At 61.5% G+C, this 26,348-nt stretch carries 21 protein-coding genes and 1 tRNA gene; 10 read left to right on the top strand and 12 right to left on the bottom strand.

Annotated elements, in window-relative coordinates; genetic code table 11:
• Positions 1-39 precede the first annotated feature (39 nt).
• Positions 40-321, top strand: a complete 282-nt coding sequence (locus Q8L89_01950) for a CDGSH iron-sulfur domain-containing protein (GenBank protein MDP1707826.1) — start codon at positions 40-42, stop codon at positions 319-321.
• On the opposite strand, the gene pnp is transcribed toward Q8L89_01950, so the two are convergent.
• From pnp to Q8L89_01910, 8 genes are all read right to left on the bottom strand, one after another.
• The gene (pnp, locus tag Q8L89_01945) at positions 314-2,395 is read right to left on the bottom strand and encodes a polyribonucleotide nucleotidyltransferase (protein ID MDP1707825.1); all 2,082 of its coding nucleotides are present in this window, start codon (positions 2,393-2,395) and stop codon (positions 314-316) included. The two genes, Q8L89_01950 and pnp, sit on opposite strands and share 8 nt — an antisense overlap.
• A gap of 65 nt (positions 2,396-2,460) precedes the next feature.
• Entirely contained in the window at positions 2,461-2,730 is a 270-nt protein-coding gene (gene rpsO, locus Q8L89_01940; protein ID MDP1707824.1) for a 30S ribosomal protein S15, read from the bottom strand.
• A gap of 80 nt (positions 2,731-2,810) precedes the next feature.
• Positions 2,811-3,767, bottom strand: a complete 957-nt coding sequence (gene truB, locus Q8L89_01935) for a tRNA pseudouridine(55) synthase TruB (protein ID MDP1707823.1) — start codon at positions 3,765-3,767, stop codon at positions 2,811-2,813.
• Entirely contained in the window at positions 3,754-4,134 is a 381-nt protein-coding gene (rbfA, locus tag Q8L89_01930) for a 30S ribosome-binding factor RbfA (protein ID MDP1707822.1), read from the bottom strand. Before rbfA ends, truB begins: the two co-directional genes overlap by 14 nt.
• Positions 4,135-4,229: 95 nt before the next feature.
• Positions 4,230-6,722 carry a translation initiation factor IF-2 gene (gene infB, locus Q8L89_01925; protein ID MDP1707821.1) on the bottom strand — a complete coding sequence of 831 codons (2,493 nt, stop codon included), beginning with the start codon at positions 6,720-6,722 and terminating at the stop codon, positions 4,230-4,232.
• Between the two features lie 8 nt (positions 6,723-6,730).
• Positions 6,731-8,233 carry a transcription termination factor NusA gene (nusA, locus tag Q8L89_01920; protein MDP1707820.1) on the bottom strand — a complete coding sequence of 501 codons (1,503 nt, stop codon included), beginning with the start codon at positions 8,231-8,233 and terminating at the stop codon, positions 6,731-6,733.
• A 43-nt stretch (positions 8,234-8,276) separates the two neighbouring features.
• Positions 8,277-8,753 (bottom strand): ribosome maturation factor RimP, encoded by a 477-nt coding sequence (rimP, locus tag Q8L89_01915; protein ID MDP1707819.1) that lies wholly within the window; start codon positions 8,751-8,753, stop codon positions 8,277-8,279.
• Positions 8,754-8,853: 100 nt separating this feature from the next.
• Positions 8,854-8,930 (bottom strand) — tRNA-Met (locus Q8L89_01910).
• A 130-nt stretch (positions 8,931-9,060) separates the two neighbouring features.
• Here Q8L89_01910 and mutS point away from each other — a divergent pair.
• The 6 genes from mutS to Q8L89_01880 all read left to right on the top strand — a co-directional run bounded on the left by mutS (position 9,061) and on the right by Q8L89_01880 (position 15,732).
• The gene (gene mutS / locus Q8L89_01905; GenBank protein MDP1707818.1) at positions 9,061-11,628 is read left to right on the top strand and encodes a DNA mismatch repair protein MutS; all 2,568 of its coding nucleotides are present in this window, start codon (positions 9,061-9,063) and stop codon (positions 11,626-11,628) included.
• A gap of 31 nt (positions 11,629-11,659) precedes the next feature.
• Positions 11,660-12,202 carry a septation protein A gene (locus Q8L89_01900; protein MDP1707817.1) on the top strand — a complete coding sequence of 181 codons (543 nt, stop codon included), beginning with the start codon at positions 11,660-11,662 and terminating at the stop codon, positions 12,200-12,202.
• 4 nt (positions 12,203-12,206) lie between these two features.
• Positions 12,207-12,506 carry a YciI family protein gene (locus tag Q8L89_01895; GenBank protein ID MDP1707816.1) on the top strand — a complete coding sequence of 100 codons (300 nt, stop codon included), beginning with the start codon at positions 12,207-12,209 and terminating at the stop codon, positions 12,504-12,506.
• A gap of 20 nt (positions 12,507-12,526) precedes the next feature.
• Entirely contained in the window at positions 12,527-12,793 is a 267-nt protein-coding gene (locus Q8L89_01890; protein ID MDP1707815.1) for a BolA family protein, read from the top strand.
• 2 nt (positions 12,794-12,795) lie between these two features.
• A complete protein-coding gene (locus tag Q8L89_01885) occupies positions 12,796-13,692 on the top strand; it encodes a peptidylprolyl isomerase (protein MDP1707814.1) in 897 nt (298 codons plus the stop codon).
• 294 nt (positions 13,693-13,986) lie between these two features.
• Positions 13,987-15,732, top strand: coding sequence for a potassium/proton antiporter (locus Q8L89_01880; protein ID MDP1707813.1), 1,746 nt, complete (start codon positions 13,987-13,989; stop codon positions 15,730-15,732).
• Positions 15,733-16,661: 929 nt separating this feature from the next.
• Here the strand turns inward: Q8L89_01880 and ligA are convergent.
• The 3 genes from ligA to smc form a co-directional block, all read right to left on the bottom strand.
• Entirely contained in the window at positions 16,662-18,671 is a 2,010-nt protein-coding gene (ligA, locus tag Q8L89_01875; GenBank protein ID MDP1707812.1) for an NAD-dependent DNA ligase LigA, read from the bottom strand.
• A 12-nt stretch (positions 18,672-18,683) separates the two neighbouring features.
• Positions 18,684-19,283 carry a cell division protein ZipA C-terminal FtsZ-binding domain-containing protein gene (locus tag Q8L89_01870; GenBank protein MDP1707811.1) on the bottom strand — a complete coding sequence of 200 codons (600 nt, stop codon included), beginning with the start codon at positions 19,281-19,283 and terminating at the stop codon, positions 18,684-18,686.
• 81 nt (positions 19,284-19,364) lie between these two features.
• Positions 19,365-22,880, bottom strand: a complete 3,516-nt coding sequence (gene smc / locus Q8L89_01865; protein MDP1707810.1) for a chromosome segregation protein SMC — start codon at positions 22,878-22,880, stop codon at positions 19,365-19,367.
• 84 nt (positions 22,881-22,964) lie between these two features.
• Here smc and queF point away from each other — a divergent pair, with 84 nt between their 5' ends.
• Both queF and Q8L89_01855 read left to right on the top strand, forming a co-directional pair.
• The gene (queF, locus tag Q8L89_01860) at positions 22,965-23,354 is read left to right on the top strand and encodes a preQ(1) synthase (protein MDP1707809.1); all 390 of its coding nucleotides are present in this window, start codon (positions 22,965-22,967) and stop codon (positions 23,352-23,354) included.
• 11 nt (positions 23,355-23,365) lie between these two features.
• A complete protein-coding gene (locus tag Q8L89_01855; GenBank protein MDP1707808.1) occupies positions 23,366-24,679 on the top strand; it encodes an FGGY-family carbohydrate kinase in 1,314 nt (437 codons plus the stop codon).
• Here the strand turns inward: Q8L89_01855 and Q8L89_01850 are convergent.
• The gene (locus tag Q8L89_01850) at positions 24,638-25,420 is read right to left on the bottom strand and encodes an HAD family hydrolase (protein MDP1707807.1); all 783 of its coding nucleotides are present in this window, start codon (positions 25,418-25,420) and stop codon (positions 24,638-24,640) included. The two genes, Q8L89_01855 and Q8L89_01850, sit on opposite strands and share 42 nt — an antisense overlap.
• Before the next feature lie 149 nt (positions 25,421-25,569).
• On the opposite strand from Q8L89_01850, the gene dksA reads away from it, so the two are divergent.
• Positions 25,570-26,340 carry an RNA polymerase-binding protein DksA gene (gene dksA / locus Q8L89_01845; GenBank protein ID MDP1707806.1) on the top strand — a complete coding sequence of 257 codons (771 nt, stop codon included), beginning with the start codon at positions 25,570-25,572 and terminating at the stop codon, positions 26,338-26,340.
• Positions 26,341-26,348: the final 8 nt, after the last annotated feature.

Here is a 26,348-nt window from a genome sequence, read left to right as displayed (position 1 = left end):
AGGTGGATGATCCACCCTTGGCTACTACTGGAGGCTAGTATGACAGAGCCCGTGATTGCGCAGAAATCCCCTTTCATGCAGGAGCTGGAGCCCGGTACCTACACATGGTGCGCCTGTGGCCGCTCTGCCAACCAGCCCTTCTGCGACGGCTCCCATCAGGGCACCGGCATTACGCCAGTGCAGTTTACGGTGAGCGAAAAAACCCAGCTGGCGCTGTGCGGCTGCAAGCATACGCGCACACCGCCTTACTGCGACGGTACGCATCAACACTTGCAGGACGATATGAACCGGATCCGGGAACGGATCCGGAATACTAGCTGATCAGTGCAGCCTTCATGCTGAGGCGAATACGCCCCTGCTTGTCGACCTCAAGCACCTTGACCCGTACCACCTCGCCCTCGGTAAGCTTGTCGCTGACGTTCTCGACGCGCTCCTCGGAAATCTGGGAGATGTGTACCAGGCCATCGCGGCCCGGCAGGATGGTGACGAACGCACCGAAGTCCATGAGCTTGGCAACGCGGCCTTCATAGACGCGTCCCACCTCGACATCGGCGGTAATCTCTTCTACCCTGCGACGGGCTTCCAGTCCGGCGGCCTTGTCTACCGAGGCGATCTTCACCGTGCCATCGTCGACGATGTCGATGGTGGCGCCGGTCTCTTCGGTGATGGCGCGGATGGTGCTGCCGCCCTTGCCGATCACATCGCGGATCTTGTCCGGGTGGATCTTGAAGCTGATGATGCGCGGGGCGTAGTCAGACATCTGGCTGCGCGGTGTCGACAGTGCCTCGTTCATGATGCCGAGGATGTGCAGACGGCCTTCCTTTGCCTGCGCCAGTGCTGCTTCCATGATCTCGCGCGTGATGCCGTCGATCTTGATATCCATTTGCAGCGCGGTCACACCCTGTGCGGTACCCGCCACCTTGAAATCCATGTCGCCCAGATGATCTTCGTCACCGAGAATATCGGACAGTACCGCAAAACCTTCGCTTTCCTTGATCAGGCCCATGGCGATACCTGCCACCGGCGACTTGATCGGCACACCGGCATCCATCAATGCCAGACTGCTGCCGCACACGCTCGCCATTGAGCTGGAACCGTTCGACTCCGTAATTTCGGACACCACACGGATCACATATGGAAATTCGTCCATGCCCGGCATGACGGCCGCGACGCCACGCTTGGCCAAACGGCCATGGCCGATCTCGCGCCGCTTGGGGCTGCCCACCATGCCGGTCTCGCCGGTACAGGAAGGCGGAAAATTGTAGTGCAGCATGAACGGCTCTTTGCGCTCGCCTTCAATGGCGTCGATGAGCTGCGCGTCACGGCCGGTGCCGAGCGTGGCCACTACCAGCGCCTGCGTCTCGCCGCGCGTGAACAGGGCGGAACCGTGGGTACGCGGCAGTACACCGGTGCGCACCGTGATGGGACGTATGCTGCGGGTATCACGTCCATCGATACGCGGCTCACCCTTGAGGATACGGCCACGCACGACTTTCTTTTCCAGGGATTCGATCGCATGCTTGACGGCTTCTGCCGTGTCCGAGCCTTCCGGCGCCAACTTGGCCAGCACCGTGGTACGAATCTCGGCCAGACGCTGCTGGCGGGCCTGCTTTTCGCGCAGCTGATAGGCCTCGTTGATAATGCCCTCTGCTGCCGCTGCTACTGAAGCTATCAGGCCTTCGTCCTTGCTTGCGGCCTGCCAGCTCCATGCAGTGGGGGCGGCGGCGGCGACCAGTTCGCGGATTGCCTTGATGGCGATTTGCATCTGTTCGTGGCCAAACATCACCGCGCCCAGCATGACTTCTTCCGGCAGTTCGCGCGCATCAGATTCCACCATCAGCACGGCATTTTCAGTACCTGCCACCACCAGGTCGAGCGCTGAATCCTGCTGCTGACTACGGGTGGGGTTGAGTAAATACTTGCCATCACGATAACCAACGCGCGCGCCACCGATGGGGCCGCTGAACGGGATGCCGGAAAGCGCGACCGCTGCCGAGGCACCCAGCAGGGCCGGAATGTCGGAATCAATATCCGGGTCGATCGACACCACAGTGGCGATCACCTGCACTTCATTACGAAAACCTTTGGGGAACAGTGGGCGCAGCGGGCGGTCAATCAGACGCGAGGTAAGCGTTTCCTTTTCACTCGGGCGGCCTTCACGCTTAAAAAAACCGCCGGGGATTTTGCCGGCGGCGTAGGTGCGTTCCTGATAGTTGACGGTGAGCGGGAAGAAATCACGACCTTCCTTGGCTTCCTTGATGCCGACTGCAGTCACCATCACCACAGTGTCCCCCATACCGATCATCACGGCGCCGGAGGCCTGGCGTGCAATTTCACCGGTTTCTATTGTGACCGCGTGGTCACCGTACTGAAAGGTTTTCTTGATGGAGGGCACGGATTAGTTCCTTATACGAATGAACAGTACATCAGGCGGGGACGGCAACTCGGGTCTGTTGTTGATTATTTACGCAGACCCAGTCGTTCGATCAGTTTGCGGTAGCTATCCACATTTTTCTTTTTGAGATAGTCGAGCAGCTTGCGACGCTGACTTACCATGCGCAGCAGACCCTGGCGGGAGTGATGATCGTGAATGTGGGCCTTGAAGTGGCTCGACAACTGTTCGATGTTGGTGGACAGCAACGCGACCTGCACTTCGGGTGACCCGGTATCCTTGGCGGCACGCTGGTGATCCTTGATGACCTTGCTCTTTTGTTCTACGCTGAGCGACATGTACGACTCCTGGGTACGTTCATTCATTCAATTGTGAGTGCAGTATTTTAACGGAAACGGCCGGGCTTGGGAAGCAAACATTACTCCCGGCAGGGGTTGGCAGGGGGGTAGTTGATCAGGCGGCGCGGGGCCACCCGACCGTCCCCCAGCATTTCCCCCATACCCAGAAAGCGCTCGTCCGCCGCATACAGCGAAACCCAGCCTGAGGTCGGCGCCTGTGGCACAAAAACGGCCTGCCCACGCTGTAAATAATAGGTCGAATCATCGGATAAACGCAGTTGCGGCCAACCCACCAGGGCACTCTGCATCGGCTGCAGCAGGTGGTCCAGGCCTGTCGGGCCGGCCTGCTCGGCCAGTGCCTGCAAGGTGGGCAGGGTAATAGCATCCTCCACCCTGTAGCCCCCCGCACCGGTACGGCGCAGCGCGGTGACATGCGCACCACAGCCGAGGCGGGCGCCAATATCCTCTACCAGTGTGCGGATATACGTGCCCTTGGAGCAGGCCACCTCCAGCGTCAGTTCGTCGCCGGCGTGTTGCACCAGATGCAGCGTGTTCACCCGGATGTTGCGGGCGGCGCGCTCCACCGACAGGCCCTTGTGGGCCAGCTTGTAGAGCGGCTGCCCCTGCTGTTTGAGTGCCGAATGCATGGGCGGCATCTGTTGCTGCTCACCCCGGAAGCCTGCCAGCACGCTTTCCAGCTCCGCAGCGGAATATGTCCCGACCGGCTGCACGGCCAGCACCTCGCCCTCGGCGTCGCCGGTGGTAGTGGTCACCCCAAGGCGACAACGCGCTTGGTAATGCTTGTCGGTGTCGAGCAGGAAGCCCGCCACCTTGGTCGCCTCCCCCAGACACAGCGGCAGCAACCCGCTGGCAAGCGGATCCAGGCTGCCGCAGTGGCCGGCCTTGCGCGCATGGTAGAGTCGTTTGGTAATTTGCAGCGCTGCGTTGGAGCTGATACCGGAGGGCTTGTCGAGCAGCACGATACCGTGCACGTCCCGACCACGGCGGCGGCGTGTTACGGGTTCACTGCTTGTCATGCGCCTTGCCGGGACCACGGTCTGCTGCCACGGCGGCATCAATCAGGGCCGACAGGCGCGCACCCCGCACGACACTCTCGTCATGCACAAAGCGCAACTGCGGCACGATACGCAGCCGCAAGCGCTTCGCCAGTGCGCGGCGCAGGTAACCCGCCGCATGATTCAGCGCCTGCAGGCTGGCGGTCAGTTCGTGCCCGTCATCCATCAGGGTAATAAACACCTTGGCGTGCACCAGATCAGGCGAAACATCGACACGGGTGATGGTGACCATGCCGACGCGCGGATCCTTGATCTCGCTTTGCAGCAAGGCTGCGACATCGCGCCTGATGTCTTCGGCAACACGCAGGGTTCGGCTGAATTCTCTCATAAAGACAGTGGCGAGCAGTTAGTGGCGAGTGGCTAGGAGAGTAGAATTAAGATTCATCTTGATTTTCCTGGCTACTAGCCACTTGCTGCCAGTAACTATAGTTTTCTAGTTACCTGCACGCGCTCGAAGACTTCGATCTGGTCACCGGGCTTGACGTCGTTGTAGTTCTTGACGCCGATACCGCATTCAGTACCCGCGCGCACTTCATTCACGTCATCCTTGAAGCGACGCAGCGATTCCAGTTCGCCTTCGTAAATCACCACGTTGTCACGTAGCACACGGATGGGATTACTGCGTCGCACCGCGCCTTCCGCCACGATACAGCCCGCAATCGCACCCAGCTTGGATGACTTGAAGACATCGCGCACTTCAGCCAGGCCGATGATCTGCTCCTGGAATTCCGGCGCCAGCATGCCCGTCATCGCGGCCCGTACATCGTCGATCACGTTATAGATCACACTGTAGTAGCGCATATCCACACCATGCTCGGACACCATGCGACGTGCAGTAGCATCAGCACGGGTATTAAATCCGACCAGCAATGCCTGCGACGCCATGGCAAGGGTGGCATCCGACTCGTTGATGCCGCCGACACCGCTGGAGATGATTCTCACCCGTACTTCATCCGTCGACAGCTTCTTCAGCGACTCCGCCAACGCCTCAGCCGAGCCCTGCACGTCGGCCTTGATGATGATATTGAGGGTGCTGACCTTGCCCTCTTCCATCTGGGTGAAGGCATTTTCCGGCTTGTCGGCACGCTCGCGCGCCAGCTTCACATCGCGGAATTTGCCTTGCCGGAACAACGCCACTTCGCGCGCCTTGCGTTCATCTTTCACCACCAGCACATCGTCGCCTGCATTGGGCGTACCGGACAGTCCCAGCACCACCACCGGCACCGACGGCCCGGCTGCATCCACCTGTGCACCATTCTCATCCAGCAGCGCGCGCACACGGCCGTACTCGGAACCGGCGAGCAGCATGTCGCCCTTGCGCAGTACGCCGTTTTGCACCAGCACCGTAGCCACCGGGCCACGACCCTTGTCCAGGCTCGACTCCACCACCACACCGGAGGCAGGCACATCCATATGCGCCTTGAGCTCGAGCACCTCGGCCTGCACCAGAATGGAATCAAGCAGGGCATCGACATTGGCGCCGGTTTTGGCCGAGACATTGGTGAAAATCGTGTCGCCACCCCAATCGTCCGGCACCACTTCATACTTGACCAGATCCTGCCGTACCCTCTCAGGATCGGCCTCGGGCTTGTCTATTTTATTTACTGCCACCACGATTGGAACGGAGGCGGCCTTGGCGTGCTGAATGGCCTCGATAGTTTGCGGCATGGCGCCATCATCGGCCGCCACCACCAGCACAACGATATCCGTCAGCTTCGCGCCACGCGCACGCATGGAGGTAAAGGCGGCGTGGCCGGGGGTGTCGAGAAAGGTGATCATCCCTTTCGGCGTTTCCACATGATAGGCGCCAATGTGCTGCGTGATACCGCCCGCCTCGCCCGTCGCCACCTTGGAGCGGCGGATATAGTCGAGCAGTGAGGTCTTGCCATGGTCCACGTGACCCATAATGGTCACTACCGGCGCGCGCGCGACCTTGTCACCAGCCTGCCTCTCATCCTGCCCCAGCCCCGCCTCCAGCGCATTCTCTTCCAGCAATTTGGGCACATGGCCCATGGCCTCCACCACGATTGCGGCGGTGTCCTGGTCAATGACCTGATTGATGGTGGCCATACTGCCGAGCTTCATCATCGCCTTGATGACCTCGGCCGCCTTCACCGACATGCGTTGCGCCAGATCGGCCACGGTGATGGTTTCCGGGATGCCTACTTCGTGCACAATGGGTGCGGTAGGGCGCTCGAATCCGTGCTTGGGTGCACCGCTGACAACTACGCCACTCGCCCGGTGTTTTTTCTTGCGCCGCCCAGAAAGGTCGGTAGCAATGTGCAGTTCTTCGCGCCCGTATTTGGTGCCGCCTGCACGCTCGCCACGCCACTTGGGTTTCTTTTCAGTCTTTTCAGGCGCGGCTGCCGGCTTGGCCGGCTGCTGCACTGCCGGTGTTGCTATAACATCCTGCACAGCGGCCTCTTGCACCACCTTGAGCCTGGCCTCGGCTTCAGCCCGCGCCTGCGCCTCTTCCTCGATGCGCGCGGCAGCCCGGGCTTCCGCCTTGCTCTTTTCTTCCATCTGTTGCTGCACAGCCTCAGCGGCCGCCTGCTTCAGCGCGGCCTCTGCCGCCACCCGCTCGGCGTCTTCGCTCTCAATAACGCTGCGCTTGACGTAGGTGCGTTTCTTGCGCACCTCAACATTTACTGTTTTGACCTTGCCTTGCGCGCCGGTCAACCTGAGGGCGCTGACCGTCTTGCGTTTCAGGGTCACCTTGCGCGGCTCGGCGGTTCCCAATTCCTCGCCCGCGCCGTGACTACGCCGCAAGTGGGTCAGCAACTGCAACTTCTCGCTGTCGCCGATGATGTCATCTGCGCTTTTGCCCACGAGGCCCGCCTCGTTCAGCTGAACCAGCAAACGCTCTACCGTGGTTCCCACCACGTCGGCAAACTGTCTTACGGTAACTTCAGACATTTATGGCCTCACGAACCCTGTTCTTCGCCCGCGAACCACGGCGCGCGCGCCGTCATGATGAGCTGGCTGGCTCGCTCGGTATCCATGCCATCGATTTCCAGCAAATCGTCTACCGCCTGCTCGGCCAGATCCTCCATGGTCACTATGCCGCGGCTGGCCAGTATCTGTGCCAGGCGTGGATCCATCCCCTCCATGGCAAGCAGATCCGGCGCGGCCTGTGCCGTGCCCAACACCTCTTCCTTGGCAATGGCGCGGGTGAGCAACACGTCCTTGGCGCGGCTGCGCAACTCCTCCACGATCTGCTTATCGAATTCCTCGATGGCGACCATCTCCTGCGCCGGCACATAGGCCACCTCTTCGATGCTGGAGAAGCCCTCCTGTACCAGAATCGCGGCGACGTCTTCGTCCACGTCCAACTGCTCCATGAACAGCTTGCGCAACTCCTCGGACTCGCCTTCGCTCTTTTCGTCGGCCTGCGCCTCTGACATCACGTTCAACTCCCAGCCTGTGAGCTGGCTGGCAAGACGTACGTTCTGGCCGTTGCGACCAATGGCCTGTGACAGCTGATCTTCGGTCACGGCGACATCCATGCTGTGGGTATCCTCGTCCACCACGATGGACTGCACCTCGGCAGGCGACATGGCGTTAATCACATACTGGGCAGGATTTTCATTCCACAGAATGATATCGACGCGCTCGCCGGCGATTTCACTCGATACCGCCTGCACGCGCGAACCGCGCATGCCGACACAGGCACCCACCGGATCGATGCGCGGGTCGTTACCCTTGACGCCGATCTTGGCGCGCAGGCCGGGGTCGCGCGCTGCGCCCTTGATTTCGATCAAACCGGAACCGATCTCCGGCACTTCCAGCTTGAACAATTCAATCAGCAATTCGGGCGCGGTACGACTGACAAACAGCTGCGGCCCGCGTATCTCGGCCCGCACTTCATGCAGGTAACCGCGCAGGCGGTCACCGGAACGTACCGGTTCACGCGGGATCATTTCGTCACGGCTGACAAGTGCCTCGACATTATTACCCAGATCGAGCAACACGCTGCCGCGCTCAATACGCTTTACCACGCCGGTAACCAGTTCGCCGACGCGCTCCTTGTAAGCTTCTACCACCTGGGCACGCTCGGCCTCGCGCACCTTTTGCACGATCACCTGCTTGGCGGTCTGGGCACCGATGCGACCAAAGCTTACCGACTCCATCGGTTCTTCGATGTATTCGCCCAGCGTGATATCGGCCCGGACATCTTCCGCATCCATGAGCTTCAACTGGCTCTCCGGCTGAAAATCCTCGGCGGCGTTATCCACCACCAGCCAGCGGCGGAAGGTCTGGTAATCCCCGCTCTCGCGGTCAATGGTAACGCGCACATCAATCTCTTCCCCGTGGCGTTTTTTGGTTGCCATGGCGAGCGCGGCCTCAATGGCCTCGAAGATAATGGATTTTGCGACGCCCTTTTCATTGGACACCGCATCCACCACCAGTAAAATTTCTTTGTTCATGGTGTCACCCAATACTGACAACTACAATAATCAAATACAGCGGCTATTTCCCGCTATAGTCTGGCGCCAACTGCGCCTTGTCTATACTCCCGACGGGCAGCGCAAACTCAACGCCGTCCTCCACGATCACCACCTGCTCATCACGTACCCCGGCCAGCATGCCGGTAAAGTTGCGGCGGCCATTCAGGGGCGTATGCAACCGCACCTTGGCGCGCTGACCGGCAAAGCGCGCAAACTGCTCCTTGCTGAACAATGGACGCTCCAGCCCCGGCGAAGATACCTCCAGGGCGTACTGGCCCTTGATCGGGTCTTCCACGTCCAGTACACCGCTGACCTGGTGGCTGACGCGCTCGCAATCCTCGAGCGTAATACCGGTCGCGTCATCCCCCACGCAGTCTATGTACACCCGCAACAGCGAGTGGCGCCCCTGCGGCACATGAACCACGCCCACCAGCTCGTAACCCAAGGCCGTCACTACCGGCGCGATGATATCCTGCAACCGTGCGGAGTCCTTGCGCATAATCGCCTCCACAAACAAAAAGTGGGCGCAAGGCCCACTTCCTCTAAACCGCTTCACATGCAGGCCCACGTGCAGACCCAGAACCATAACAACCAGAACCTGGTAGCGGGGGCAGGATTTGAACCTGCGACCTTCGGGTTATGAGCCCGACGAGCTGCCAGACTGCTCCACCCCGCAATAGACCAGCTACTATACAAAAAATCCCCTGCTGGTTCAAGCAATAACCCACTCTGCCGCGCCAGACCGGGCTTGGCGCAAAACCGATACCGGACAGACAAGGCGCCCACAGTTTCGCTACACTGACAGGATGAACAAACCCGACGCCCCCGGGGTGCAGCACACCCCCGTCATGCAGCAATACCTGCGCATCAAGGCCGAGCACCCGGATACGCTGCTGTTTTACCGCATGGGGGACTTCTACGAACTGTTTTTCGAGGATGCGCGCAAGGCCGCCTGCCTGCTCGATATCACCCTCACCGCCCGCGGCCAGTCGGGCGGCGCACTGATCCCGATGGCCGGGGTCCCCTACCATGCCGCCGACGCCTATCTGGCGCGGCTGGTACGCGCCGGGGAGTCAGTCGCCATCTGTGAACAAGTCGGCGACCCGACCAAGAGCAAGGGCCCGGTAGAACGCAAGGTGGCGCGCATCATCACCCCCGGCACGGTCACCGACGAGGCCCTGCTGGAGGAGCGGCGCGACGCCCTGATTGTGTGCCTGCATGCCCAGCAGGGGAGGTTCGGGCTGGCGGCGCTCGATCTGGGAGGTGGCCGCTTCAGCCTGCTTGAACTGGAGGGGGAAGAAGCACTGGCCATCGAACTCGAGCGCCTGCGCCCGGCGGAAATACTGGTGAACGAGACCCTGGGCCCCACCGCAGTGCTCGACGGCTGGCGCGGCGTGCGGCGGGTGGCACCGTGGCACTTCGATCTCGACACCGCCACCCGCCTGCTGTGCACGCAATTCGGCACCCGCGATCTGGCCGGTTTTGGCTGCGCGCAGGCACTGCTGGGCATTGCTGCCGCTGGCGCCCTGCTGGCCTACGTCCAGGATACCCAGCGCAGCCGCCTGCCCCATCTGCACACGCTCAGCCTGGAAAACCGCAGCGACACCCTGCTGCTCGATGCCGCCAGCCGTCGCAACCTGGAGCTTGAGTTCAGCCTGTCGGGGGCGCATGAACACACCCTCTGCGGCGTGCTCGACCGCACGGCCACCGCCATGGGCAGCCGCCTGCTCAAGCGCTGGATCCACCGGCCGTTACGCAACCGCACAGTGCTGCGTCTGCGTCAGCACAGCCTCGGCGTGCTGCTCGACGATCGGCGCTACCTGCCCTTGCATGAACTGTTGCGCGGCATCGGCGATATCGAACGCATCCTGGCGCGGGTGGCACTCAAATCGGCGCGCCCGCGCGATCTCGCGCAACTGCGCACTGCGCTGGATCTGCTGCCTGCAGTTCAGGCACTGCTGGTTCAGCTCGATGCACCACGCATCGCGGCACTGGCACAGCAGCTGGGCGATCATGCCGCCCTGCACCAGCAACTGCTGCGCGCGGTGGTGGAAAACCCGCCGATGCTGATTCGCGATGGCGGCGTCCTCGCACCCGGCTTCGATACCGAACTGGATGAGTTGCGCGAATTACGCGAAAACGCCGGCGGCTATCTCCTGGCACTGGAGGCGCGTGAGCGTGAGCGCACCGGCATCGCCACCCTCAAGGTGAATTACAATCGCGTGCACGGTTATTACATTGAAGTCAGTCGCGCCCAGTCCGCCAAGATTCCTGACGACTACCAGCGCCGCCAGACGCTGAAGGGCGCCGAACGCTACATCACGCCGGAACTGAAAAGCTTCGAAGACAAGGCCCTCTCCGCCGCTGAACGCGCACTGGCACGCGAAAAAATGCTGTACGAGCAACTGCTGGAAGAACTCGTTACCCAGCTCGCTCCACTGCAACAGTGCGCCGCCGCGCTGGCCGAGATGGACGTGCTCGCCACACTCGCCGAACGCGCGGATACGCTGGACTGGCGCGCGCCGGAACTCAGCGACACAGCAGGCATTACCATCGCTGACGGGCGTCACCCGATTGTGGAGGCGTCACTCGACACACCGTTTGTGCCGAATGATATCGAACTCAAAGACAGCCGCCGCCTGCTCATCATCACCGGCCCCAACATGGGCGGCAAATCCACCTACATGCGCCAGATTGCGCTCATCGTGCTGCTGGCGCACATCGGCAGTTACGTGCCTGCGGCGCGGGCGACGATAGGCCCCATCGACCGTATCTTCACCCGCATCGGCAGTTCCGACGATCTGGCCGGCGGGCGCTCCACCTTCATGGTTGAAATGACCGAGACCGCCACCATCCTGCACAACGCCACCCGCGACAGTCTGGTACTGATGGATGAGGTCGGGCGCGGCACCAGCACCTTCGACGGCCTGTCGCTGGCCTGGGCCTCGGCCCACTATCTCGCCGCACGGCTGGGCGCCTACACCCTGTTTGCCACCCACTACTTCGAGCTGACCACCCTGCCCGAGCAGCTGCCTGCCTGCGCCAACGTGCACCTCGACGCAGCGGAGCACGGCGACAGCATAATATTCCTGCACGCCGTCAAGGAAGGCCCGGCCAATCAGAGCTACGGCCTGCAGGTGGCGGCGCTGGCCGGCGTACCGCAGGCGGTGATCGCCGAGGCCAAACAGCGCCTGTACGCTCTCGAACAGGGTGGGCAAATGCCGCCTGCGCACAGCAGCAGCCAGCTGCCACTGCTCACACCCGCGCCACCGGCTGCCTTGAGCGAGGCCGTGCACGCGCTCAAACCCGATGAACTTACGCCGCGTGAGGCACTCGAAACCTTATATCGCTTAAAAAGCCTGCTGCCGCCGTAACATCACCCGCTGTCCCTGCTAAAATAACGCCATGAAATTCCTGTTTGATCTATTTCCGATTCTGCTGTTCTTTGCGGCCTACAAGGTTTACGACATCTATGTCGCCACCGCCGTAGCCATTGTCGCCTCTTTTGTGCAGGTCGGCGGTTTCTGGCTCAAGCACCGGCGCTTTGAAAACATGCATCTCGTCACCCTGGCGCTGATTGTGGTGTTCGGCGGCGCCACCCTGTTGCTGCAGGACGAGATGTTCATCAAATGGAAACCCACGGTGCTGAACTGGCTGTTCGCGGCGGCCTTTCTTGGCAGTCAGTACCTGGGCAGCAAAAATCTTACCCAGCGCATGATGGGTGGCAGCATGACACTGCCCGCCGAGCTCTGGACACGGCTCAATATCAGCTGGACCGTGTTCTTCTGCATGCTCGGCTTCATTAACCTGTATGTGGTGTACAGCTTCGATACCGACACCTGGGTCAATTTCAAGCTGTTTGGCATCGTGGGTCTGACGCTGCTGTTTGTTATCCTGCAATCGGTGTATTTGTCGCGCTACCTGCAACCCCCTACGGACGAAAAATAGCACCATGCTCTACGCCATCTACGGAGAAGATGTGCCGGACAGCCTCGCGCTACGCGCCGCTGCCCGCCCCGCCCACCTCGCGCGGTTGAATGCACTGCGCGATGCCGGACGGCTGGTGCTGGCCGGCCCGCACCCCGTCATCGACAGCCCCGACCCCGGCACAGCAGGCTTCAGTGGCAGCCTGATCGTCGCCGAATTCGGCTCGCTCGCCGAGGCGCAGGCCTGGGCCGACGCCGACCCGTATTGCAGCGCTGGCGTTTATGCCCGTGTCACGGTGCGGCCCTTCAAACAGGTGCTGCCGTAGTGACCACTGCCCGCATCGACATGATCCGGACTCGCCTGACCGCAGCACTCACGCCCGCGCACCTTGCCATCAGCGACGAAAGCCATAAACATGCCGGCCATGCCGGCGCCCTGGCAGGCGGCGGCCACTTCAACGTCACCGTCGTGGCCAAGGCTTTCGCCGGCATGGGGCTGCTCGCACGCCATCGACTGGTATATGATGCGCTGGCGCGCGAGATGCACTCAGAAATTCACGCGCTCAGCATACGGGCGTTGACCCCCGAAGAATTTGACTCCAGCAAGGATTAACCATGTCACCCATGAAAACCATCGCACTCGCCACCGTCCTGTTCAGCACGGCGTTCATCTCCGCCTGCGACAACAAACCAGAGAGCACATCCGGCGGCACTGCCACCGTTGCAGTCGTCAATGGCGTCGCCATCACCCAAGCGGCCTACGATGCCTACGCGCAGCAGCGCGCCATGTCCCGCCCGGCGACCGATGACGCTGCCGCAGACCGCAAGGCAACACTTGAAGAACTCATCAACCGCGAGCTGATCTACGACGAGGCGGTAAAGAAAGGCCTGGACAAGAAACCCGATATCGCCGCTGAAATCGCCAACCAGACGCGCAATATCCTTGCGGGCGCCGTCATCAGCGATCACATCGAATCTACCAAATTCACCGACGAAGCCATGCGCAAGGAGTATGAAAGCCGCATAGGCGCCATGACCAGCAAGGAGTATCGCGCACGCCACATTCTGGTTAAGACCGAGGACGAAGCCAACGACCTGATTGCCCAGCTCGACAAGGGTGGCGACTTTGCCGCACTCGCCAAGGCGAAGTCTCAGGATACTGGCTCCGCCAAGGAAGGAGGCGATCTGAACTGGTTTGAAGCCGGGCAGATGGTGCAACCCTTTGGTGATGCCGTAAAGACCATGGAAAAAGACACCTACACCAAGACCCCGGTGCAGACGCAGTTTGGCTGGCACATCATCAAGCTGGAAGACACGCGCGACATCCAGCCGCCGGAATTCGAAAAGGTGAAGGACAACGTGCGCTCTATTCTCCAGAACAAGGAGGTCGAAACCTATCTCGCCACGCTCAAGAGCAAAGCCAAGATCGAGATCAAGGACGCACCGGCCGCGAAGCCAGCAGAACCTGCCCCCGCAGCGGTTGACGCACCACCGACCGAAGCCGACAAATAACACTCCACTGATAACCGGCAGGCTGTACACGCAGCTTGCCGGTTTTTTATGCCCGCAGCATTTTCAGCAGGGAGGCATTAAAGGGCTCAGAGTCTGGCCCATTGATTTTGCGGGCCTCATTTTATTCCTGGATTTCATTTCATTCCATCCAGACACTCGCTGGTTCAACGGCGAGCGGCCCAGTACACATTCTGGCGACGAGTGGCTTTCTATGTCAAGCTTGGCATAGGATCAGCTCAGGCCGCATGTTTCTGCGGCAATCGAACCGAGTTCCTCTGCGGCTTACCCTTAGGGATGGAAACAACCAATACTCTCCTTTTATTGATCGGCCTGCTGTTGTTCGTGAGTGTGCTCGCGAGCCTGCTGGCGACCCGGCTTGGCCTGCCGTTGCTGCTGATCTTTCTCGGCGTGGGAATGCTTGCCGGTGAAGATGGCCCCGGGCGCATCCAGTTCAGCGATTTCCAAACCGCGTTCTTCATCGGCAACTTGGCACTCGCCATCATCCTGCTCGATGGGGGACTGCGGACGAATATGCAGACCTTCCGCGTCGCCCTGCGCCCGGCCCTGGCGCTGGCGACGTTCGGCGTCGTCGCCACGGCTGGTTTGGTGGCTGCATTTGCGGTATGGGTGCTTGGTCTGGATTGGCGTTACGGCCTGCTGATCGGGGCCATCGTGGGTTCGACCGACGCGGCGGCGGTGTTCTCGTTGCTGCGCCAAAGTGGTCTCCGGCTCAACGAGCGTGTGAGGTCAACGCTGGAAATCGAATCCGGCGCAAATGACCCGATGGCGATTTTCCTGGTGATTGTCATGGTCGAGTGGATCAAGGCAGGACAATCGCCGGGGCCCATGGACTTGCTCTGGAGCTTCGTCCAGCAGTTCGGACTGGGCGCGGCGGGCGGGGTAGTGGGCGGATTCCTGCTGGCGCGCTTGCTGGAACGGGTGCGTCTCGCCGAAGGTCTCTATGCCCTGCTCATCGCCTCAGGAGGTCTGGCGCTATTCGCGGCGGTGAATCTTCTGGGCGGCAGCGGTTTTCTGGCCATCTATCTGGCCGGGCTGCTGATCGGCAATCGGAGCTCTCACGCCACCGTGCATGTGTTGCGGGTCATGGACGGCCTCGCCTGGCTCTCGCAGGCCGGCATGTTTCTCGTGATGGGGCTGCTGGTGACACCCACCAAGCTATGGGTGGACGCGCCCGGCGCCGTCCTCGTAGCCGTCTTTCTGATGCTGGTCGCCCGTCCCGTCGCCATCTGGCTGAGCCTGCTGCCGTTTCATTTTCCGCGCCGCGAGGTGGGCTTCATCGCCTGGGTGGGGCTGCGCGGCGCGGTGCCCATCGTGCTGGCCCTGTTTCCCGTGATGGCGGGAATCAAGGATTCAGCGCTGTTATTCCATGTGGCTTTCGCTGTAGTCCTGGTATCACTTGTGGCGCAAGGCTCGACGATGCCCTGGATTGCGCGCCTGTTTCGTGTGCAGGTACCCCAGCAGACGGAGCCCATTGATCGCACCGAACTGGCGCTCCCGCTCTCCCGGCCCGCCGACTTGCTCCAGATTCCCGTCGAAGCGGATGCGCCATGCATCGGTCGCCGCGTCAATGAACTGCTGGGGAGCGTTATGCCGGAGACCCCGGCGGTATGTGTCGCCCTCGCCCGCGGGGGGCAACTCGTGTTTCCGGGTAAGAAGACGGAGTACATGGTCGGCGACGTAGCCGTGGTGATAGCTGTGGGAGGAGACTATGAGAAGCTGGCGCGTGCTTTCGCCCGGCTGCCAATTGAAGGCCCGCTCTCCACGCAGCGTTTCTTCGGGGAGTTTGTGTTGAACGGATCAGCCCGCGCAGCCGACGTGGCGGCAATTTATGGCGCTGCCCTGGAACCGGATGAGCAGCCCTTGACCTTGGCGGAACTGGTGGGACGCCGGCTCAACCGCAAGCTTGTTGTCGGGGATCGGGTGGCATGGGGGAGCATCACCATCACGGTGCGGGAGATTGACCACGACGTGATCACGAAGGTGGGGCTGAAACTCGCCAAGACTGCCCAGCCAAGTTAAGGGTTCGATCCCTGACTTATTCCAATTTGCGTTAAAAACGCCGTGCGGCCAGGCTGAATAACGCTTTCTTCATCTTCCGCCTTGTGGCACGAGGCCAGCCAACATAATGCAACAATATATCCGGAAGAGCTGGGAAGCGTCTATTACGAATTCACGGCGCGCCTCTTCGGGTCGCGCCATGGCTCCTACAGTGACTTGACGCCGTGTCGGGTGCCTCCTATTTTGTCTCCACCCGCGCTCACGCGCAGACTCCGACAAAACATCCGGCCCTACGGCTACGCGGGGGGCGTCGCGGTCTAACAGCCTTGAGATGATACGGCAGAGTTTCCTCAACTCCGCATCTAAAGTGGCCGCGCTCATTTTGGTCGGGAGCCTGCCATCTTCCATCCGACCAACAAGGTTCTTGCTAGCATCGGCCAAGCCAATCAAGCGATCCACGGCCAGCGGCGGGGCCGTACACATGCGGAGCGTTGACAGCGCACTTGGATCAAGCTTGAGCGTCGCTGCGTCAATACTGCGCAGGTCACGTGTTGCAAGTAGTGCAGCTTTGACATGTACTGTAGTTTTAATTCGCGTCGAGCGGAACGCCTCGGGTGCGAAGCGCATGAACCACTGGTTGAACCGGTCAACGGAAGCCGCGATGTCAGCCTTCCAGAGGTGTGGCTTGTCCGCATTGACCCGTCCCCACTCTTTCATCCGTATTCGGTCTCCGGCCGTCACGGTTGCTGTCTTAGGCAGGGGCCTAACTAAGCCATAGGAAAAGTATACTCATAATCGCATCGTGCCGCGAACCAAGTGCAATATCAAGGCTGGGTTTTAAGCAGTCAGCGCCCTCTTAGCACAGGAGGCGAAGCCCGCAGCGCCTGCCCGTGCAACGATTGACACCCCGAAGTAAGCAAAATAAACTCCATGGCATCCCTCCCTGTTTTTTACGCCTGCAACATTTTCAGCAGCGCTGTCTCGTCCAGAATTTCGACACCGAGGGCGCGGGCCTTATCGAGCTTGGAGCCGGGGTCGGCGCCTGCCACCAGATAATTGGTTTTAGACGATACGCTGCCGCTGACCTTGGCGCCCAGGGCCTGTAGCTTTTCCTTAGCCTCCTCCCGCGTCAGCGTCTCCAGCGTACCCGTCAGCACAAAGCTTTTACCGGCCAGCGCCGAACTGCGGTGCAGTTTGACTGCTGGCCAATGCACACCCGCTTCACGCAGGCGCTCTATCACTTCTCGATTATGGGCTTGATGGAAGAAGGCCGTGATGTGGGCGGCGACCACCGGCCCCACATCGGGTACCTGTTGCAGTGTTGCCGTGTCGGCTCGCATAAGTGCATCGAGATCGCCAAAGTGTTGTACCAGCGCAAGTGCGGTCGCCACGCCCACTTCGCGGATACCCAGCGCGTACAGGAAACGGGCAAGTGTCGTGGCCTTGCTGTTCTCCAGCGCGGCGACCACATTGGCCGCTGACTTCTCTCCCATGCGCTCCAACCCGGCCAGTTGCTCCTCTGTGAGCGCATAGAGATCGGCAGGAGTTTCGACCAGTTTCTGCTCTACCAGTTGATCTACCAGTTTCTCGCCGATACCTTCGACATCCAGGGCGGGGCGCGAGACAAAATGCAGGATGGCTTCCTTGCGCTGGGCAGGGCAATACAGCCCACCGCTGCATCGTGCCACCACCTCGTCCTCGGCGCGCACCACGTCCGCCCCACAGACCGGACAGTGCCTGGGCAGGCGAAAGCGCTGAGCGCCTTGTATGCGTCGCGCGTGCAGCACGCCTACGATCTGTGGTATTACGTCACCCGCCCGGCGCACGATCACGCTGTCGCCGACGCGCACGTCGAGACGATCGATTTCATCCTGATTGTGCAGGGTGACATTGCTCACAGTGACGCCGCCGACAAACACGGGGTTGAGGCGCGCCACCGGCGTCAGCGCCCCTGTACGACCCACCTGCACATCGATACCGAGCACCTCAGTGTTTTCTTCTTGCGCGGGGAATTTGTGCGCCAACGCCCAACGGGGATGGTGTGACGTATAACCGAGCATCTCTTGCTGATCAAGACGGTTGACCTTGTACACCACACCATCGATGTCATATTCCAGGCGGTTACGGCGCGCGGCCATATCACGATAGTAATCCAGGCAGCCCTGAACGCCGCTCACCACCTTCTTCTGCTCATGCGCCACCGGCAGGCCCCAGTCGCGCAACTGTGCGAGGATTGCGCTATGCTCGTCGGGCAGCTTCCCACGCTCCACTGCGCCCACGCCGTAACAGAAAAATGCCAGCGGCCTGAGCGCAGTGATTTTTGGATCGAGCTGACGCAGGCTGCCCGCCGCCGCGTTGCGCGGGTTGACGAATGTTTTTTCACCCCGCGCCTGTGCGTCCATGTTCAGCGCCTCGAACGCGGCCCTAGGCAAATACACCTCGCCGCGCACCTCGAGCAGAGCAGGGTATCCGCTGCCATAGAGGCGTAATGGAATGGCGTTAATGGTGCGCAGGTTCTGCGTCACGTCTTCGCCGACCACCCCGTCACCGCGCGTGGCGCCCCGGGCAAATACGCCGTCCTGATACACCAGACTGACAGCAAGACCGTCAAGCTTGGGTTCGGCACTGTATTCCACCACATCCACTTGCAGCGATTTACGCACACTACGGTCAAAATCCAGCACCTCCTGCTCGCTGAAGGCATTTTTGATCGAGCGCATGGGGATGGCATGCTGCACCTCACCGAATTTTATGAGTGGTGCAGCTCCGACGCGCTGGGTGGGCGAATCCGGTGTTACCAGTGCCGGATGCTGTTGTTCCAGCGTCTGTAACTCACGCAACAGGCGGTCATATTCGGCATCGGATATCTCCGGCGCATCCAGCACGCAGTAGAGATAATTGTGATGGTTGATCTGCTGGCGCAGATCTTCTACCCGGCGTCTGACGTCTCTGGCGGTCACAGCGACTGCATCTCAATGACCCTGCTGTTTCTGCGCCAGCAGCAGTCTGCGGTTGAAGTCCCGGATTTGTTCGCGCGTATGCTCCACCGTTTGCAGGGTCAGCACACTGCGCCGCTCGTCGTACACCTCAGCCTCCAGGGCATGCGCCAGGCGTCGCGCATGATCGATCATGTCTTCATACATGGCGAGCGCGTCCGCCGGACCCGGCAGGCACATGAATACCACCAGACCGGGGGTGGAAAATGTGTCGATACGCTCCCAGTCAAAACTGCCGGGTTCACGCATGCTCGCAACGCTGAACACAGCGCGGGCCGGAGTGTCGGCAGACATGTGATGCAGGATACGACGCGCACCCGCGACCAGCCCGCTCTTGTTGGCGGCAGCCATAATATCCGGCCCGCGCAAGGGGCGCCCCTCCGGCTCCATGATGTGCAAGGTCACAATGAGGCCGGGTCCTCCGTCGGACAGTGCAGGCGGTGCAGCAAGGGGGGTCTCTGCTGGCGCGTCCGTATACGCCTGCTGTGTCTCACGACGCCTGCGCCTTTCCCACACATACAGCCCGGCAACCAGCAACACGCCAAGCAGTATCAAAATCATGCGCAGGCTCAACATGCAATGTCTCTCCGCAGTTCAGGCAGTGATCGTTGCTGTCACCAATATATCTTCAAGGCCCTTGCCTGCCGCAACCACAACTCAGCTTGCGACCAGCTGCACGGCTTCATCCACGTCCACGACCACCAGCCGCGACACGCCGGGTTCCTGCATGGTGACACCCGTCAACTGGTGCGCCATTTCCATGCTGGCCTTGTTATGCGTGATATAGATGAACTGGATACGCTGCGACATCTCGCTGATAAGCTGGCAGAAGCGGCCAACATTGGCCTCATCCAGCGGGGCATCCACCTCGTCCAGAATGCAGAATGGCGCCGGGTTCAGTTCGAAAATCGCCATCACCAGTGCCAGCGCGGTCAGCGCCTTCTCGCCGCCGGACAACAGATGTATGGTGCTGTTGCGTTTGCCCGGCGGGCGGGCCATCACCGTCACACCGGTGGTCAGCTGCTCGTCACCCACCAACTCCAGATACGCATGCCCGCCACCGAACAGGCGCGGGAACATGGCCTGCAAGCCGGTGTTGACCTTCTCGAACGTCTCCCTGAACCGCGTCCGCGTCTCACGGTCGATCTTGCGGATGGCGTCTTCCAGTGTGGCCAGTGCCTGCGACAGGTCTTCATTCTGGGCGTCGAGATAGGTCTTGCGCTCGGACAGCTCGGCAAACTCGTCGATCGCAGCGAGGTTGATCGCGCCGAGGCGCTGGATTTTCTGCTCAATCTGGCTCAACTTCTCATGCCACGTCGCCTCTTCAGCCTCTCCCACCAGTTCGGCGAGCAGCACCGCAGTTTCAAAGCCGGCGGCGGTAATCTGTTCCTCCAGCGCCTGCGCCCGCACACGCAATTCCTGCCCCTGCAGACGCAACTGCTCAAGACTGGTGCGGCCCTGCTGCACCTGCTGGTCGATACTGTGCCGTTCCTGCTCCAGCGTGCGCAGCGCATGCTCGATCTCTTCCAGCATGCGCCGCGCCACAGCCAGCGCCGTCTCGGCCTGCGTGCGACTCACCAGCGCCTGCTCCAGCTCATCCTGGTAGGCCTGCGTCGGCGCAGCATTTTCATGCAACGCCGACTCCAGTTCCGTACGCCGTGCAGCCAGCTGATCCAACTGATGTTGCGTACGCTCCAGGCTCTGCTGCGCGGCACCCAGCGCGGTGCGTAATGATTCACTGCGCAGCGCCAACTGGTGCAGTGCCTCCTGGTCGCGATGGGCCTGCAGACGCGCCTGCTCCAGCGCTGCACGCCGGGCGTCACGCTGACCGGCCAATGCCTCTTGCTGTGCACTGTGCAGTGCATGCTGCTGCTCGGCCAGGAGCATACGCTCCTGCGCCTCCTGCAACTCCACCCGCGCTTGGGCGGTACGCGAACCGATATCTTCCATTTCAGCCTGCAAGCGCTGCTCGTGTGCGCGCAACTGATCCAGCCGCGCTTGCTGGTTGCCTGTCTCAGCGACCATTTCGCCATACTGACGGTGGGCCAGATTGAGCGCAGCCTGCGTGGTGTCACGGCGGGCCTCTGTAGCCTCCAGCCCGCTGCGCGCCTGTTCCAGTTGCTGCTGGGTCTCCGTCACTTGCGCATTGATGGCTCGCACATCGCGAGTGAGGGTTTTTATTTCCTGCGCGCGCAGCAACACGCTGTTGGCGGCGACCTCACCGGAGCGTACCGCGTGCATCCAGCCATTACCCAGCCATACACCGTCGCGCGTCACTACCGATTCATGCACCTGCAGTCGGGGCGCCACGGCCAACGCCTGCACCAGGCTGTCGGCGACATACACATCCGCCAGCAATGCCGCAAGCGTTAACTCCGAACGCACCTTGGCACTGAGCAACGTCAAGTCATGACGGCTCGCAGTCGCCTGCGGCCGCACTGTGGTATCAAACACATCCAGCGTACCCTGGGTGAGACTTTCCAGGCTGGCGGCAATCTCGGCCCAGCCGGTCACACATACCGCGCCCAGGTGAAACCCGAGCACCGCCTCCAGTGCCCGCTCCCAACCGCTCTCCACCTCGATGCCCTGTGCCAGTCGCTGCGCATCAGACAGGCCGCGCGCGCGCAGCCAGTCCGACACCGATTCCTCGTTCTGGCCCAAGGCCTCCTGCTGCAAGGCCTCCAGTGATGCCAACCGGCTGCGCATGGACTCGGCCTGCTCGCGCTCGGCCTGCAGCTGCCCGGACAGGCGCTGATGCTGTGCGCGCAACTCGGCGATGCGCGCCTGCAGGGTCTCGGCCTCCTGCTGCAAGTCCTGCCCCTGCTGCTCATGCCGGCTCAGCTGCTGCTGCAACCCCTGCACATCCTGCTCTAATGTGCCGTATGACAGACCGGCGCGATCTGCTTGCACACGCTGCGCCTGTTCGTCCAACTGACGCAGCTGGGTCTGTGCGTGCTCGGCGCGGGTGCGCGCCAGCTGCATCTGCTGTGCGCTTTCCGCATTACGACCGGCGCTGGTTTCCCACTCCGCCTGTACGGCCTGCATGGTCTGCTCGGCCGCTATCAGCGCCTCCTGTGAGGCACGCTGCACCTGTTCAGCACCCGCGCACTCCGGCTCCAGCGCCGCAAGCTCCTGCTCCGTCTCCACGGCCCGCTTGCGATCCGCATCGAGATGGGTCTGCGCCTCCGCCAGACTGCGCTCCACCTGCGCCTGATCCTGCTCCAGTTGCACACGCCGCTCGCGTGCGTGCTGCAACGCCTGCTCCAAGCGCGTGATCTCCGCGCTGATGCTGTAAAAATCTTTCTGCGCGACGTTGAAGGCGTCATTGGCGCCCGTCTGTTCGGCACGTTGTTTTTCCATGACGGCCTCAACCCGGCGCTGATCTGCCAGTCGCGCCTCCAGCGCCGTTTCCTGTTCAGCGGTCTCCTGCACCCGTGCGCTGACCTCATGCTGCAAGCTGCGCTGGCGCAGCGCCATCAACTCGGCCTTGAGCCGGCGCTCTTCCTGCTTCAGGCGCTGATAGCGCTCGGCGGCGTTGGCCTGGCGTTGCAGGCGCTCCAGCTGCTTGCCCAGTTCTTCACGCACATCACCGATGCGCGCCAGATTCTCGCGCGTATGACCCATGCGGTTTTCGGTTTCGCGCCGCCGCTCTTTGTACTTGGATACACCCGCCGCCTCTTCCAGCAGCACGCGCAAATCATCCGGTCGGGCCTCGATGAGGCGCGAGATCATGCCCTGCTCGATGATGGCGTAACTGTGCGGGCCGAGACCGGTGCCGAGAAACAGATCGACGATGTCGCGCCGCCGGCAGCGCGTGCCGTTGAGGAAGTAGTCGGACTGGCCGTCGCGCCCCACCTGACGCCGGATCGACACCTCGGCGTACTGCGCATAGGGGCCGCCCAGGCCGCCATCGCTGTTGTCAAACACCAGCTCGATGGTGGCCTGCCCCACCGGCTTGCGCCCGGCAGCGCCGTTGAAAATCACATCGGCCATGGATTCACCGCGCAGGCTCTTGGCTGAACCCTCTCCCATCACCCAGCGTACTGCGTCGATGATATTCGACTTGCCGCAACCGTTAGGGCCGACGATGGCAACCAGATTGCTCGGCAAATGCAGCGAGGTCGGGTCCACAAACGACTTGAACCCGGCCAGTTTTATCTTCGTCAGACGCATTGAACTAAAGTGTGGGAGATTTGAGTTATTATTACACAGCCCGCTATCAGTTGCGGCGGCCAATACCATCATATGAGCAGGAATATGCCTAGCCAACCCAGCAAGGAACTCGAGACCTTCCCCAATCCCATGCCAGAGCGGGATTATACCATCGAGATGCGGGTACCCGAGTTTACCTGCCTGTGCCCCAAGACCGGCCAGCCCGATTTCGCCACACTCCACGTCCATTATGTGCCCAACCAGCGCTGCCTGGAACTCAAATCGCTCAAGCTGTACCTGTGGAGTTACCGCAACGAGGGTGCCTTCCACGAGGCCGTCACCAACCGCATCACGGACGATCTGGCGCGTGCCTGTGCCCCGCGCTACCTGCGCGTGCGCGCCGAGTTCTACGTGCGAGGCGGCATCTATACCACGGTCACCGCCGAGCACCGCGACCCCGCATGGACGCCGCCCGCGCCGGTGAGCCTTCCCTAGCAACTCGCCACTTGCCACTGTATCTAGGCATCGACCTCGGCACCTCGGCCTGCCGCGTATGCGCCATTGATCCGGCCGGCGTGGTACGCGGCCAGGCCTCTGCCCCACTGCCTGTGCCACGCCGCGAGGGTGATTGTGTAGAGCAGAACCCCGCTCTCTGGTGGCAGGCGGCCACAACAGCGCTGCAGGCACTGTTGCAACACATCCCGGCAGCGCAGATCACGGCACTGGCCACAGATGGCACCTCCGGCACCCTGTTGCTGTGCAACGCCTGGGGCGAGCCGCTGGCTGACGCCCTCATGTATAACGATGCCCGCAGCGTGTGCGAGGCAAGCTATATCGATGAAGTTGCGCCCGCCGAGAGCGGCGCCCACGGCCCGTCCAGCGCTCTCGCCAAGCTCATGCACCTGCAGGCCGACCTCGGCCCGCGGGCCCGTTATGCGCTGACACCGGCGGACTGGATTGCCTTCAAACTCGGCGCCCGGCTCGGCGTAAGTGATGAACACAACTGCCTCAAGCTCGGCTATGACGTCATCGCCCGCCGCTGGCCCGACTGGCTCAGCCGTCTCGGCGTGCGCCGGGAGCTGCTGCCGGAAGTGGTCGCACCGGGCACCGATCTCGGCCCGCTCAACACCGACACCTGTTCCCGATTTGGCTTTCGGCCCGGCACCTGTATCGTCGCAGGCACCACCGACAGCACTGCCGCCTTCATCGCTACCGGCGCACGTAAGGCGGGCGAAGCCGTGACCTCGCTCGGTTCCACCCTGGTCATGAAGGTACTCTCGGAAAGACCCATCTTTGCACCCAGGTCCGGCGTGTACAGCCACCGGCTGGGCGATCTGTGGCTGGCGGGCGCGGGCTCCAACAGCGGCGGCGCAGTTTTACGCCACTTCTTCAGCCCGGCGCAAATTACCACCATGACACCGCGCCTGCACCCCGAGCGACCCACCGGCCTCGACTACTATCCGCTGATAGCGCCGGGTGAGCGCTTTCCGGTCAGCGACCCTGCGCTCGCCCCGCGCCTCCACCCACGGCCCGCTGACGACCTAGAATTTTTTCAGGGTATGCTGGAAGGAATGGCGCAAATCGAACAGCACGCGTACCAGCTGTTGGCAGAACTGGGCGCACCCTATCCCGTCACGGTGCGCAGCGTGGGGGGTGGGGCGGCAAACGCGCCGTGGCGTGACATTCGTGCACGCCTGCTCGGGGTGCCGCTGCTGGCACCCACACAACACGAGGCGGCCTATGGCGCGGCCTTGCTCGCCCTGCGGGGTACCCGGTATTTACATCCTGCCGCCGCCACAGTCAGCGTGCAGCCGACGTAACAGCGCCACATCCACCTGGGTCGCGTTTACTGCTGCCTCGGCGTGCAGCACCCGAAAAGGCGCTCCCGGCTCACCCAGATCACTCACCACCAGGCAGGCGTCACTGAAGTCGTGATCGTGGGTGTAATCGTTGGGTGTAATGATAGTAATCAACCCGGCACCACAGGCAGATCGCACGCCGTTTTCGGAGTCCTCAAACGCCAGACACTGCCCGGCATCAAGCCTCATCTTCTGCAAGACAAACACGTAAATATCACTGGCGGGCTTCTTCGCCGGCACAATATCGCCTGCGGCGATCACCTCAAACCAGTCGAGCGGAATGGCAGGCTGTGCACACCCCAGCAGCGCCACAACATTGGCCGGAGTGGTGGTGGTCGCGATGGCGAGCCGCAGCCCAGTGGCGCGCGCCTCCTGCAACAGACGGAATACTCCGGGACGCAGCGGGATCCTCCCTCCCGCCAGCATTTCAGTATAATGGCGCGTCTTGTCAACATGCAGACGGGCGATCAGTTCCTCGAGGTCGGTGGGCCACTTGAACGTGGTGTTGTAATGGTCGAGATAATAGCGCATACGCTCCTTGCCACCGGTAACGGCCAGCAACTCCCCGTACACGTCTACACTCCACTCCCAGTCCAGCCCGGCAGCAGCGAAAGCCCGGTTAAATGCTACGCGGTGCCCGTCGCGCTCGGTATCCGCGAGCGTGCCATCCACGTCAAAGATCAATGCCTGCAGTTCAGCCATGGCCCATACCCTCAAAAGGCGGTAAGCTTATACGACTGACTGTACGCCGTCATCCTGTTGCGGGGCAGGCCGATCTGTGATGGTGATTGAGGCCGGCCGGATTATTTGCTATAAAGAAACGTTGGTTTGCAGTGTTTAGGAGGGAGTGAATGCCCACACCGAAGTCAAAAGCCGCCAAGGCCCGCCCGCAGATAGCGAAGGTGAAAGCCAAGCCTGTAGCCAAGAAGGCTGCGGCCAAGGCCGGCAAGAAGGTCGCGCAGCGCACAGTGGTGCCGCCCAAGGCCAAGGTGGTCGCCAGGCCCACCCGCAAGCCCACCAAGCCTGCCGGTACACAGCGCGCCAAAGCTGCCCCACGGGCCGCCAAGCCCCGCCCCCAAGTGACCAAAAAGATAGTGGTGAAAAAGCCAGTGATAAAAAAGATAGCGGTAAAAAAAGCTCCTCCGGTCGTTAAAAAACAGGCCCCCAAGCGCATGCCGTCGCCTGCATCGGCCAGATCGCCCTCCACCCAGGTCACAGCGCTGGGTTTCTCCCCCTACCAGGAGAAAAAGGGTGAGGCCTATATGAGTAGCCAGCAGGCCGACCACTTCCGCCGTGTCCTGCAGGCGTGGAAACGTCAACTCATGGAGGAAGTGGATCGCACAGTTCACCACATGCAGGATGAGGCCGCCAACTACCCCGACCCCAACGATCGCGCCAGCCAGGAAGAAGAAATTACTCTCGAGTTGCGCGCCCGCGACCGCGAACGCAAACTGATCAAGAAGATCGATGAAGCGATCACCAGCCTGGATATGGGTGACTATGGCTACTGCGATATTTGTGGTGTGGAAATCGGCATCCGCCGGCTGGAGGCCCGCCCTACCGCCACGCAGTGCATAGACTGCAAGATTCTTGAGGAAATACGCGAAAAACAGATGGCCTGACCGCCCGG

Source organism: Gammaproteobacteria bacterium (assembly GCA_030680605.1).
In the GTDB taxonomy this organism is placed as follows: Bacteria; Pseudomonadota; Gammaproteobacteria; order SURF-13; family SURF-13; genus JAQBXX01.
The sequence above is the reverse complement of the archived record's forward strand: the minus strand, read 5'-3'. Positions and strand labels throughout refer to the sequence as shown.

Excerpts from the sequence above, each read along its gene's own strand:
- Q8L89_01950 (MDP1707826.1), top strand. The coding sequence starts at position 40 with ATGACAGAGCCCGTGATTGCGCAGAAATCCCCTTTCATGCAGGAGCTG.
- rpsO (MDP1707824.1), bottom strand. The coding sequence starts at position 2,730 with ATGTCGCTCAGCGTAGAACAAAAGAGCAAGGTCATCAAGGATCACCAG.
- truB (MDP1707823.1), bottom strand. The coding sequence starts at position 3,767 with ATGACAAGCAGTGAACCCGTAACACGCCGCCGCCGTGGTCGGGACGTG.
- rbfA (MDP1707822.1), bottom strand. The coding sequence starts at position 4,134 with ATGAGAGAATTCAGCCGAACCCTGCGTGTTGCCGAAGACATCAGGCGC.
- infB (MDP1707821.1), bottom strand. The coding sequence starts at position 6,722 with ATGTCTGAAGTTACCGTAAGACAGTTTGCCGACGTGGTGGGAACCACG.
- nusA (MDP1707820.1), bottom strand. The coding sequence starts at position 8,233 with ATGAACAAAGAAATTTTACTGGTGGTGGATGCGGTGTCCAATGAAAAG.
- rimP (MDP1707819.1), bottom strand. The coding sequence starts at position 8,753 with ATGCGCAAGGACTCCGCACGGTTGCAGGATATCATCGCGCCGGTAGTG.
- mutS (MDP1707818.1), top strand. The coding sequence starts at position 9,061 with ATGAACAAACCCGACGCCCCCGGGGTGCAGCACACCCCCGTCATGCAG.
- Q8L89_01900 (MDP1707817.1), top strand. The coding sequence starts at position 11,660 with ATGAAATTCCTGTTTGATCTATTTCCGATTCTGCTGTTCTTTGCGGCC.
- Q8L89_01895 (MDP1707816.1), top strand. The coding sequence starts at position 12,207 with ATGCTCTACGCCATCTACGGAGAAGATGTGCCGGACAGCCTCGCGCTA.
- Q8L89_01890 (MDP1707815.1), top strand. The coding sequence starts at position 12,527 with ATGATCCGGACTCGCCTGACCGCAGCACTCACGCCCGCGCACCTTGCC.
- Q8L89_01885 (MDP1707814.1), top strand. The coding sequence starts at position 12,796 with ATGTCACCCATGAAAACCATCGCACTCGCCACCGTCCTGTTCAGCACG.
- Q8L89_01880 (MDP1707813.1), top strand. The coding sequence starts at position 13,987 with ATGGAAACAACCAATACTCTCCTTTTATTGATCGGCCTGCTGTTGTTC.
- Q8L89_01870 (MDP1707811.1), bottom strand. The coding sequence starts at position 19,283 with ATGTTGAGCCTGCGCATGATTTTGATACTGCTTGGCGTGTTGCTGGTT.
- smc (MDP1707810.1), bottom strand. The coding sequence starts at position 22,880 with ATGCGTCTGACGAAGATAAAACTGGCCGGGTTCAAGTCGTTTGTGGAC.
- queF (MDP1707809.1), top strand. The coding sequence starts at position 22,965 with ATGCCTAGCCAACCCAGCAAGGAACTCGAGACCTTCCCCAATCCCATG.
- Q8L89_01850 (MDP1707807.1), bottom strand. The coding sequence starts at position 25,420 with ATGGCTGAACTGCAGGCATTGATCTTTGACGTGGATGGCACGCTCGCG.
- dksA (MDP1707806.1), top strand. The coding sequence starts at position 25,570 with ATGCCCACACCGAAGTCAAAAGCCGCCAAGGCCCGCCCGCAGATAGCG.